Here is an 11127-nt window from a genome sequence, read left to right as displayed (position 1 = left end):
CCGCGGATGCCGATGCCTCCCTGCTGCCGCTCAAACTGGGTGTAGAGGCTGGTGATGCGAGGGAGGAGGTAGGTCAACTGGGCCAGCTCGACCTGAAGCTGGCCCTCCCGCGTGTGGGCGCGCTGGGCAAATATGTCCAGGATGAGCTGCGTCCGGTCCACGAGCCTTGCCCCGACAGCCTCGTCGAGGTTGCGAAGCTGGGTTGAGGTCAGATCGCCGTTGAAGATGACGAGGTTCGCGTCGAGTTCCCGGACCTCGGCAAAGAGCTCTTCGGCTTTCCCCTGCCCGAGGTAGCATGCGACATGGGGGGCGCGTCGTTTCTGCCCGAACTCCCCGACGACGAGGGCGCCCGCTGTAAAGGCGAGTTCCCTCAGTTCCTCGAGCGATGCCCGGTCGCGGGCATCGTCGCCCGACTCGAGGCTGACCAGTATCGCGCGATCGCTCGCGTCTACATCGTGCATGAGACTCCGTGCTTCCTGAGGCGTTCGACTGCCTCAGCCACCCGTTCCCCGTTCGAGTCGCCGTCCACCGTGAGGGAGAAGCGCACGTAGCCCTCACCGTGGGCACCATATCCGACACCGGGCACGACAAGCACGCCCGCCGTCTCGAGAAGCATCTTGGCGAACTCGATTGACGTATACCTCGCGGGGACGGGAGCCCAGACGTACAAGGTCGCCTTGCTCATCGGCAGGCTCCATCCGAGGCTGTTCAGACCCTCGATCAGGATGTCGCGACGAGCCCGGTAAATGGCGAGAGTCTCCGGGCTACCGTCGAGATGACCTAGGGCATACGCGCCTGCCTCCGCCACAGCGGGGAACTGCTTCGAGTCAACGTTCGACTTCATCTTGTTGAGACCGCGCAGAACATCCGCATTGCCGACAGCCATCCCGATTCGCCAGCCGGTCATGTTGCAGCCTTTGGAGAGCGAGTGCATCTCGATGCCGACATCCTTCGCACCCGCGACTTCCAGGAAGCTGGGCGGCCGGTATCCGTCGAAGGAGACCTCGGTGTAGGCCGCATCATGGCAGACGATGATCTCGTACTCCTTCGCGAAGGCCACGACGTCGGCGAAGAACCCCGTGGTCGCACAAGCGCCCGTCGGATTGTTCGGATAGTTGATGTACATCAGCTTCGCCTTGCGCGCAGCATCGGCGGGGACCGCGCTGAGGTCGGGCAGGAAGCCGTTTTCCGCGAGGAGCGGCATGACGTGCGGAGTTCCGCCGGCCATCCAGGTGTTCACCCTGTAGACGGTGTACCCCGGCTCCGGGACGAGTGAGATGTCGCCCGAGTCAATGAACGCCCATGCGAGATGAGCGAGGGCCTCCTTCGAGCCGATGGTCTCGAGGACCTCGCCGGCGGCGGGATCGAGTTCGACGCCGAAGCGACGTCGGTACCAGCTTGCCACAGCGTTGATGAAGGCGGGCCAACCGAAGTCGCTCTCGTCGTAGCGGTGCGTCTTCGGGTCGGCGGCCGCGCGGGCGAGCGAGTCAATGATCGGCCGGGGCGTAGGCTGATCGGGGTCGCCGATGCCGAAGTCTATCAGATCCTTGCCCTCCGCGATCGCCCTCGCTTTCATCCGCGATATCTCGCCGAATAGGTATGGCGGGATGCACTCGAATCTCTTTGCGTACTCCAAGAGAACCTCCAATAAGACAATAGACAGCAGACCGCAGGCGCATGTGCCCAAAGTCTACCGTCTGTAGTTCGGATACTTGCGTCCGACGCCGGATTACAGGCTGATCTTGCCTGTGTATACTTCCGCCGCCGGACCTGTCATGTATACGTTGCCGTCGTCCCGCCAGTCTATGAAGAGATCGCCGCCGGGGAGATGCACCGCCGCGCGCCCGTCCGTCTTCCCCGTGATCGAGCCGGCCACTACCGTCGCACAGGCGCCGGTACCGCACGCGAGGGTAGCCCCCGCGCCTCGCTCCCAGACGCGCATGATCACATCCTGCCGGGAGACCGCCTGGGCAAAGTCCACATTCGTCTTCTGCGGGAAGGCCGCATGGGTCTCGATCCTGGGGCCGATCTCCAGAAGCGGCACAGCATCGGCGGAGTCCACGAATATCACGCAGTGAGGAATCCCCATGCTCACGCAGGTGATCTCGAACGATCGGCCGTCCACCTCGATGGGCTGAAGGATGACTCGACCCTCATAACCTGAAACAGGGATGTCGGAAGCGTCGAGCTTCGGCGCGCCCATGTTCACCGTGGCTGCGAAGGCCTTCCCTTCGTCTGACTGCACCTCGATGCGCTTGACCCCCGAGAGCGTCTCAACGCTGAGGGAAGTCCCGGCAAGGCCGCGGTCGAAGAGGTACTTCGCGAAGCACCTGATGGCGTTCCCGCACATCTCGGCCTCGCTGCCGTCGGAGTTCATTATCCTCATTCGGTAGTCGGCGGAGTCCGACGGGAGCACGAGGACCAATCCGTCTGCGCCGATGCCGAAGTGCCGCTCGCACAAGAGAACCGCGAGATCGCCGAGATCCGCCTGATCCAACGGACCCGTTCCATCGAGGTGGTCGGAGAGAATGAAGTCGTTGCCGGCCCCGTGCATCTTCACGAAACTGAGTTCCGGCATGCTACTCTTCCGCAGGGGTCTCGGACGAGTCCTTAGGCATCTCCTGTACGTTCGTAGACACCTGTTTGGAGGGTACGACGGACGCGACCGCGTGCTTGTATACCATCTGCGTCGGCTTCCCGGGGCTATCGAGAAGAACCGTGAAGGCGTCGAAGCCTTTGACCTGCCCCTTCAGTTGCACACCGCCGACTAGATAGATCGTGACCGGGATGTTCTCTTTGCGAACCTGATTCAGGAACACATCCTGCAAGTTGACCTGCCCCTTGTTCATATAACGTTCCTCCGTCCTAGCGCACAATCGAGTGACTGCATTTCTCTCAAGCGCCACACCTTGCTACTGCGCGAGAGCATCTCTGCCAAACGCGGAATAGATATCCCGGGCGGCTTCCTCCGGGGAGAGATCGCCCACGTCCATCCATCGAACGCTTGGATCCGCGCGAAACCAAGTGATCTGTCTCTTCGCAAACTGCCGCGTCTCCTGCTTGATGAGCTCTACCGCCGTCCGCAGTTCGCACTTACCCAGGAGAAAACCCGCTATCTGCCTATACCCCAGGCTCTTCATCGCCGGGAGATCGGCGGCATACCCCTCATCCAGAAGCCCCCGCACCTCCTCCACCAATCCTGCCTCGATCATGGCGTCAACGCGGCGCCCGATCCGATCGTAGAGAGCGGCCCTGTCCATCACCAAGCCGAAAACAGCAAATCGGACATCCGTCCGGGCCGACCCCGCCGTCTCATGGAAATGGGAGATCGGCCTTCCTGTAGCCTTGTACACCTCGAGCGCCCTGATTATCCGCTTGACATCCCTCGGATTGAGTCGCGCGGCGGTAGTCTCGTCCACCTCGCGGAGTTGCTCGAGGAGACATTCGCCACCCAGCCTCTCCGCAGTATGCCTCAGACGGTCCCGAAGCTCCTGGTCGGGCGGCACTGCCGGAATATCCAAACCGCCGGTCAAGACCTTGATGTACATGCCAGTCCCGCCGACTACGATCGGCACCCTGCCCCTCGACATAATGCCGGCGATCGCCTCGTCCGCAAGCGTCTTGAACTGGGAAGCGCTGAAGCCATCGTCGGGATCAACCACATCAATCAGGTGAAAGGCGGTCTCCCGCCGCTCCTCCGCGGTGGGCTTCGCCGTGCCTATGTTCATACCCCGATAGACCGCCATCGAATCGGCCGATATAATCTCCCCGTCGAGCATTCGAGCGAGTCGTATCCCGACGGCCGTCTTGCCTGTGGCGGTCGGGCCGACTATCCCAAGGACTGTCTTCTGCATCGCCCCCGTTCCCAACGCGGCACGAACTTGGGGAAGTATAGCACAAAGGCGGATGAGTCGCAACTCAACGCCCGAACGGATACGTCCCGCTCGAACACCGCTGGCGTCGCAACCGATGCGGATGTATAATACCTGAAGCTGGTGGGATGCTGCTGTCGGGGCTACCGACCACGCAAGGGAGGCTGTGATATGCGGAAGATCATCGTTATGATGCTGGCATGCGCGTGGCTGATGGGATGCTCCGGGGGGCTCATCCGTCCCAAGATCGAACAGGGCATCGAGAAGGCCCTGCCCTCCTACATCGGCCCGGCCCGCAGCTATGACGTCAAGGCTTCGGGATCCGAAACCGATATGCTGGGAGGGCGGATATCCTCCCTGCATATCACCGGGACCGACGCCCAGATTGCCCAGGGCCTTACAGTCGCGCTCCTCGTCGTAGAGATGGACGACGTGTCCTTCAACACCTCGAACCGCAAGTTGAAGAGCGTCGGCTCGACCGCCTTTCAGGCGACTATGACGGAGAAGGCTGTCAACGAGTATATCAACGCGAGCCGCCCCGACGGGAGCCAGATGCTGATTGAACTCGAAGCGGGCAATCTGACCGTAGTCGCCAGGCCGACCTTCCATGGGGTCGGCGCGGAGTTCAGGGTGACCGGGCAGCCGCAGATCGAGGGCGCAACCAAGGTGAACTTCGTCGCAGACAAGGCTTCGCTCAGCATCCTCCCTGTCCCCGCGTGGATCGTCAACCGACTTCTGGACAGGGTCAATCCAGTTCTAGACCTGGAAAAGATGAAGTACCCGGTGAAGATCGCATCGGTTTCCGTCAAGAAGGACGCGGTTCAACTCGGCGGAGGCATGGTATTCAAGCCTTAGCAGCGGGGGAGTGACAGGAGAGTGGACAACTACAGCCATAGAGTTCTAGTTCGCAGGGAGTCGATTGACCTGCCGACATACCAGACGCATCCGGAGAGGCCGGACCCGTCGTTCACCAAACGACTTGGCGCACACGTCTACCCGTACAGGCTTCAGAACCGCCTAACGGGCAGGCGCGTCTCCCGGCGATACGAAACCCTCGTGCTCGAGAACGAGTTGCTGCGGCTCACCTTCCTTCCGGACCTGGGATGCAGACTGTTCTCGGTATACGATAAGCTACTTGGGCGGGAGGTCTTCTACCGAAACGACTGCATCAAGCCCACACTTATCGCCACTCGTGGCGCATGGATATCGGGCGGCATCGAGTTCAACTTTCCCGTTAGTCACTCGGTATACACGCACTCCAGGATTCCGCACACCATGAGGCGCTTCCCCGACGGATCGGCGGCAGTGGTCTTCGGCCTTACCGAACAGATGACGGGCATGCGCTTCACCGTCGAGATTCGACTCGCACCACGGGAGTATAGATTCTCAGACCATATCCGCCTCTACAACGGGACTTCCCTTCCCCACAGGCATTACTGGTGGACTAACGCCGGCGTAAGTTCCACTCCGGACATGAGACTGATCTATCCGATGACACGGTGCGTCTCAGGAGCATATGGGGAGAACACGACGTGGCCGGTGTGCGACGGCAAGGATCTGAGCAGGATGGAGAACCACGAGTTCACCGGAGACGTCTTCGCAGCAGAGACATACGACGAGTTCTTCGGCGTTTACTACGATGTGACCGATTACGGATTGGCGCACTGGGCCAGGCAGGAAGAGATGCCCGCGCGCAAGGTATTCTGCTGGGGACAGGACGCAATGGGCAAGCTATGGCAGAGCATGCTCACGGACAACGCCGGCGACTACATGGAGATACAGGCCGGGAGATTCGCCACCCAGGGTGATTTCGATCTGCTTCAGCCGCACGAGTTAGTCGAGATGACCGAATACTGGCTCCCCGTGGGTCCGACGGGCGGCTTCGTCAAGGCACACCGAGAGGGCATCATCAACACCGGTCCCGACGGCATGATCTCCGTGCAGATGTGCAGAGACACCACAGCCGCCGAGATCAGAGTATCTCTGGGCGACAAACACTTGGCCAGCGAGAGACACGATCTTCGGGCCGGCGAGGTCGTCTCCCTCAACGCATCGGGCAATCCTCAGAAGGTATCTGTCGTTGTACTGGATGCCGCTCGAAACGTGCTTCTTGCTTACGATCCTCGACGGACGGAACGGGTACGCGACGTTGTCCCGCGAACGAGTCTATCGAGAGAGTATCTCGACACTCCCGACGACGTCCTCGATGCAGCGAGAACGGCGGAGCGACACGACTCGTCGGAAGCTGCGATCAAGCGCTTTGAGAAGCTCATCGGCACCGACCATGAGCCTGAGGCACGAAAGGGCTTGGCTCGCTTCGCCCTCAGGGCGGGGCGATGGGGCGATGCCGGCGATCAGGCAAGAACGGTCATCAGGCCTGACTCGGAGTCTGAGGCTCTGCTAGCCCTCTCGATCGAAGGGCTGGGAGATGATGCGAGCGATCGGTGGACGCGGCTCATCAGCGACCCGTCGCTCGGCGTGCTGGCGAGGTGTCGGCTGGCAGGGAACTGTATCCGCAGTGGGGACTGCGCTGCGGTCGCTAACCTCGTGACGAACTCAGCCGATCCGCTGCTCTCGCTGCTTGGCGCAATCGCGGCCAGAATCCTTGGGAAGAAGAACGACAAGGTCTCGGCGCTGGTGGAGGCCGATCCGCTGTGGAGACATGCCCTCTGGGAGAGCTTCTTCTCGAGTCAGCAAGGTGAGCCGCCTCCACTGGCGATCGAGAGCTTCCAGGAAGACATGGATGCGGCAGCGATGTACCTCGAACTGGGAAGAGGTGAGGAGGCGCGAAGCATAGCAGACTGTTGGGTCGAAGCAGTGCCTCCCTGTGACCCGTTCCTGCGTGTGCTACTTGAGGAACTGGACGGCGAGCCACCGCGGGCGTACGGGTACGACGAGTGGGGCGTCGTGAGTTGCTTTGCGCACGGGGACGTACTGATGCGACTGCTCGAAAACCGATCGGACAAGGAGTCCTTGATAGAGTACGGCAACATGCTCTATGACCGGGGGCGGACGGATGAGGCTGTCGGGAAGTGGCTGTACGCGTACAAGAGTGAACCATCCGATTACCGACCGTGCCGGAATCTGGCCATAGCGTACTGGCACAAACTGGACGATCTTTCGGCTGCCTTTGACTTCATGCGTCGGGCGAGCGACCTGTGCCCGGACAATCCGAGTATTCTCCGCGATCTCGACATACTGGCAGAGCTTAGCGGTGAAGAGGCCATCAGGTCCGACATCGCTCGCCGTATACTGCTGCACGCGCCCGATGACAGCGAATGCCTCGAGAGGGCGGTGCGCGCTCATCTCGCGGCAGACGAACTGGACGAGGCCGTTGAGATTCTGGCCAACAAGAACTTCTTCGTAGCCGAACTGGCCTATCAGACTCGCATCCTCTACGTCTGGGCTATGGTACGGCGGGGACTGAGGTCCATGGATCGGAGACACTACACTGAAGCCTCAAGGGATTTCCGAGCAGCCACCGAGTACCCGACCAACCTCGGCGCGAGCAGGTTTCACGACTCCAGCGACGCACAGGCGTTCTGCCTGCATGGAGATGCTCTCACTTGCCTGGGTGATTCCACGGGGGCGCGGTCGGCATACGGATCGGCTGCCGATGACATGCCGATACGCGGGACTGAACAGGCGTACTACGTCGGAAGAGCGAGAGACAGGCTGGCTAGACACGATGCGCGGGACGCCTATGCGATGATCCTTCCCGCCAATCCGTCCGCGGACTCACCGGAAGCAGAGGCTCGATTGAATATGCTCAGGGGGCTGGACCGCCTCGCATGTGGCGATCCGGACGCGGCATCCGAGTTTTTCCGGCGCGCCCGTGAGTTCGAGCGAGACGAGCCCCTGCGGATGCGCCGTTACATGGAACAAGTGGCGCACACTCGCGCCGAAGGAAGGCGGGTTCCGATCGCGGTCTGGCAGCACTGAGTTGACGGATTTCACGCAGCTCGCACGTTCAGGATCGTATCCTCGGTCTCCACGAATACCTTTCGCTGCACTTCCTCAATGGTCGTGATCCCGGCAAGGACCTTCTCGGTGCCATCCTGAGCCATCGGTCTCATCCCTGAGGCGATCGCTGCCTTTCGTAACTCGGACGCAGGCGACTTTAGCATCGTCAGGCGCCTCAACTCATCGTCCATCACCATGAGTTCGTTGATGCAGATGCGGCCCTTATATCCCGTTCCGTCGCAGTTTGCACATGTGCCCGGCCTGTATAGCGTCACTATAGACCCTGGATCGAGTCCGAGCAGAGCCACGGTCTTCTCGTCGGCGGAATAAGCCTCCTTGCAGTCCGGGCAGAGCACCCGGACCAGTCGCTGAGCGACCACTCCGTTGATAGCCGAGCCCACCAGGAACGGCTCGACATCCTGATCGACCAGGCGCGTGATGGCACTGGGGGCGTCATTGCAGTGTAGGGTGCTCAGGACGAGATGGCCCGTCAGCGCGGCTCGGAACGCGACGTCCGCGGTCTCGGTATCTCTGATCTCACCTACGAGTACAACGTCCGGATCCTGACGCAGTATCGCGCGAAGTTGGTTGGCGAATGTCAGTCCGATCTTATGGTGCACGTTGGTCTGGTTAATCCCCTCCAGTTCGTATTCTACAGGATCTTCAACAGTCATGATATTCGTAGACTCTGACTTGATAACGTTCAGTACAGCATAGAGCGTCGTTGTCTTGCCGCTGCCCGTGGGTCCGGTCACGAGAATAATCCCGTGGGGTTGGGATACCAACCTGGTGAGTGCATCCAGTTCCACCTCCGCGAATCCCAGTTGATCGAGCGGGATCATGCCGCTCGCCCGGTCCAGAATCCGCAGCACCACTCTCTCTCCGTATATGATCGGACTCGTAGAGACTCGAAGATCCACCATCCGCTTGTCGAGTTTTACGGTGATACGGCCGTCCTGAGGAAGCCTGCGCTCCGAGATGTCCAACTCCGACATGATCTTGATGCGTGAAGCAATCGCTGCATGCAAGGCCTTAGGGAAACTTCTGACGATGTGAAGCTCACCATCAATTCTGTAACGCACGTCCACGGTATCGCGCCTGGGCTCGATGTGTATATCGCTTGCCTTGCGCCGAACCGCCTGAGTCAGGAGCATATTCACCATGCGCACGATGGGGGCACTGCTCGTCTTACGCCTGACCTCGTCAATGTCCTCGTGCTCGTCGGAATCCACCAGCGAGGCCGGAGTCGAGGCAGCTTCCTGCGCCATGTCCTGGAGATCTTCGCTCGAACCGCCGCCATATTGCTTGTTCAGTACCTCGACTATGCGCCACTCCGTCGCAAGCATCGGCTCGACGCGGCACTTCGCCTCGAACTGCACAAGGTCAATGGCCTCGACATCGAGGGGGTTGGCCATGGCCACGGTTAACCTGTTTCCCGTCATCTTGAACGGCACGAGGTTGTAGGTTCTGGCGGTGGCATCTGACACGCTCGCAATCGCCTCCGGCTCACATTCCTGCTCCTGCAGGTTGACGTATCCCACGTCGAACTGTAGGGCGCGAGCCTCCGTAACCTGTTCTTCAGTGATGAACCCCAGGGAGACTAGCACTTCCCCCAGACGTTTTCGGCTCTGTTTCTGCTCGTCCAGGGCCGCATGCAGCTGCTCGTCCGTAATCATCCCCCGATCCAGCAGGATGTCGCCCAGCGGTTTCTTGTAATACTCTTCCATTCAGCTACCTTCCCCAAGAACAGACAAAGAGACTCCGATGATCCCGTTTCTCATTCGGAATCGGCCAGGTCGCTAAGCAGACGACGAATCTCCCCAGCAGCGTCAGCCGACTCTTCAGCGTCGGTTTCCAGAGTCACCTGAAGCACGGTGCCCTCAACCGCGTCGTCCGGCAGCAGACTCCGGGGCCAGGCTCCAGACTCCGAGCCATGTTCGCCCAGAAGCAGAACCGCCTGATCCTCTTCGAAGCGATCGACAGACGCGCGAACTCCCACAGTACTCATTGCGCACACTCCGTCCAGACGCGCAGGCCGTCAGTCGAAAACACGATATCACCATTCTCATCCGTTCGGAACACCTTCGACCCAGACGCAATCAGCCTATCCATGACGGTTTCGGCAAACGCGCCCGCTTCCGTGAACACCACCGCATACTCTGGCCTCACGATCTGCAGAAACTCATTCGACGCCGATAGCGGGTCGCCGGAGTTCGGCACTCTTAACACGGTGCTGCGAAGATCATGATACTCTGCTAGCAGGCGGGCCTCCGAGTGTGCGGCCATATCGCCGGCCAGCAGGAACGAAATCTCCCCGTATGCCAGACGAAGCACCACCGATTCGTCGCCCGAGACCGTCGCTCCCACCGCTGGCCAGAGCACCTTGAACTGGACGCAGTTCGATATCCCGAGATCTCGCCCCTCGTCGAGCGCATCGCGGTCGATCCGCCGCTCATCCATGACGCGGATCGCCTGCTGATACGCAGACCCGCCGGGACGACGCGCCGCGTCCAGCACTCTGGACACACCTACCTCTTCAAGCAACATCGGCAGGCCCCCGGCTCGGACTTCGTCCGAACTCGTGATCACCAAGAGGTCTATCCGAGAGATCTCCAGATCCGACAAATAGGAGAGCAGATGGTCCGACCTCTCCGAACTCCCCGCATCAATCAGAATGGTGCGACCATCGGGCGTTCGTATGACAGTGCACCCGCCAGGACCAACGTCCACGAAATGCACCACGAGTCGCGGCCTCTTCTCATCGCCGCCAGAACCCACGTCCAGCATGATCATTCGAGCGAGCACGCCCAACGCTACTATTACCAGGATTATAGGCAGAAATCTCCGCATTGGTTAGCTCTTAACTTCCCTGAGTTCAGGCGTTCCTAGTGTCTCTCCGGACGAATTCGACACCGTGCCCGAGTGTTCCTGCGCCCACAGCCACCGATGGCATTGACAACTCGATGTCGAAACCCCTATAATACGGATCGAGTTTACTCGGATCATCACCGTTGACAGAGGCGATGACGAGGAAGAGTACCCGACCAGCACAAGGCTGGAGATTCGAAAATCGAAGCACGAAGTTCGAACGAGCGGATAGGCTACAGAGAACCGGGGGAGCTGAGAACCGGGACCGAGCTCCGCGCGGGGAAGATCACCTCCGAGCCGGAGTTGCGAAAGGAAGCAACCAGTATCTAGTAACCAGTGTGGCTAGTGAGCTTCACTGATTGCTGATACCTGGTTAGTGGGTACCCAGTAGTTGCTCCCGGGCGGCTCCCGTTACAGAGCCAGG

10 protein-coding genes are annotated in these 11127 nt (G+C 60.4%); 2 read left to right on the top strand and 8 right to left on the bottom strand.

Annotation, left to right across the window (positions count from 1 at the left end; translation table 11 throughout):
- The 5 genes from KBC96_09685 to miaA all read right to left on the bottom strand — a co-directional run.
- On the bottom strand, positions 1-461 hold a 461-nt coding region (locus KBC96_09685), incomplete at its 3' end, for a GTPase HflX (protein ID MBP6964664.1).
- Positions 449-1636 (bottom strand): LL-diaminopimelate aminotransferase, encoded by a 1188-nt coding sequence (locus KBC96_09680; protein MBP6964663.1) that lies wholly within the window; start codon positions 1634-1636, stop codon positions 449-451. The genes KBC96_09680 and KBC96_09685, both read right to left, overlap by 13 nt.
- A 93-nt stretch (positions 1637-1729) precedes the next feature.
- Entirely contained in the window at positions 1730-2578 is an 849-nt protein-coding gene (locus tag KBC96_09675; GenBank protein ID MBP6964662.1) for a diaminopimelate epimerase, read from the bottom strand.
- A gap of 1 nt (position 2579) precedes the next feature.
- A complete protein-coding gene (gene hfq / locus KBC96_09670; protein MBP6964661.1) occupies positions 2580-2849 on the bottom strand; it encodes an RNA chaperone Hfq in 270 nt (89 codons plus the stop codon).
- A 63-nt stretch (positions 2850-2912) separates the two neighbouring features.
- On the bottom strand, positions 2913-3854 hold the full coding sequence (gene miaA, locus KBC96_09665) for a tRNA (adenosine(37)-N6)-dimethylallyltransferase MiaA (GenBank protein ID MBP6964660.1): 942 nt from the start codon (positions 3852-3854) through the stop codon (positions 2913-2915).
- 189 nt (positions 3855-4043) lie between these two features.
- Between miaA and KBC96_09660 the strand changes: the two genes are divergently transcribed.
- Together KBC96_09660 and KBC96_09655 are read left to right on the top strand one after the other, a co-directional pair.
- A complete protein-coding gene (locus KBC96_09660; protein ID MBP6964659.1) occupies positions 4044-4727 on the top strand; it encodes a DUF2993 domain-containing protein in 684 nt (227 codons plus the stop codon).
- A gap of 21 nt (positions 4728-4748) precedes the next feature.
- Complete coding sequence (locus tag KBC96_09655; GenBank protein ID MBP6964658.1) at positions 4749-7814, top strand: DUF5107 domain-containing protein; 3066 nt, start codon at positions 4749-4751, stop codon at positions 7812-7814.
- A gap of 11 nt (positions 7815-7825) precedes the next feature.
- Here KBC96_09655 and tadA read toward each other — a convergent pair whose 3' ends face one another.
- The 3 genes from tadA to KBC96_09640 are packed head-to-tail and all read right to left on the bottom strand — an operon-like array spanning position 7826 to position 10685.
- Positions 7826-9562: a Flp pilus assembly complex ATPase component TadA gene (tadA, locus tag KBC96_09650; GenBank protein ID MBP6964657.1), complete on the bottom strand. Its 1737-nt coding sequence runs from the start codon at positions 9560-9562 to the stop codon at positions 7826-7828.
- A 50-nt stretch (positions 9563-9612) separates the two neighbouring features.
- Positions 9613-9843 carry a DUF3006 domain-containing protein gene (locus KBC96_09645; protein ID MBP6964656.1) on the bottom strand — a complete coding sequence of 77 codons (231 nt, stop codon included), beginning with the start codon at positions 9841-9843 and terminating at the stop codon, positions 9613-9615.
- Positions 9840-10685 (bottom strand): MBL fold metallo-hydrolase, encoded by an 846-nt coding sequence (locus KBC96_09640; protein ID MBP6964655.1) that lies wholly within the window; start codon positions 10683-10685, stop codon positions 9840-9842. Before KBC96_09640 ends, KBC96_09645 begins: the two co-directional genes overlap by 4 nt.
- Positions 10686-11127: the final 442 nt, after the last annotated feature.

The organism is Armatimonadota bacterium (assembly GCA_017993055.1).
Taxonomy (GTDB): Bacteria; Armatimonadota; UBA5829; order DTJY01; family DTJY01; genus JAGONM01.
The sequence above is the reverse complement of the archived record's forward strand: the minus strand, read 5'-3'. Positions and strand labels throughout refer to the sequence as shown.

Coding starts and splice junctions, on each gene's coding strand:
- KBC96_09675 (MBP6964662.1), bottom strand. CDS start 2,578: ATGCCGGAACTCAGTTTCGTGAAGATGCACGGGGCCGGCAACGACTTC.
- hfq (MBP6964661.1), bottom strand. CDS start 2,849: ATGAACAAGGGGCAGGTCAACTTGCAGGATGTGTTCCTGAATCAGGTT.
- miaA (MBP6964660.1), bottom strand. CDS start 3,854: ATGCAGAAGACAGTCCTTGGGATAGTCGGCCCGACCGCCACAGGCAAG.
- KBC96_09660 (MBP6964659.1), top strand. CDS start 4,044: ATGCGGAAGATCATCGTTATGATGCTGGCATGCGCGTGGCTGATGGGA.
- tadA (MBP6964657.1), bottom strand. CDS start 9,562: ATGGAAGAGTATTACAAGAAACCGCTGGGCGACATCCTGCTGGATCGG.
- KBC96_09645 (MBP6964656.1), bottom strand. CDS start 9,843: ATGAGTACTGTGGGAGTTCGCGCGTCTGTCGATCGCTTCGAAGAGGAT.
- KBC96_09640 (MBP6964655.1), bottom strand. CDS start 10,685: ATGCGGAGATTTCTGCCTATAATCCTGGTAATAGTAGCGTTGGGCGTG.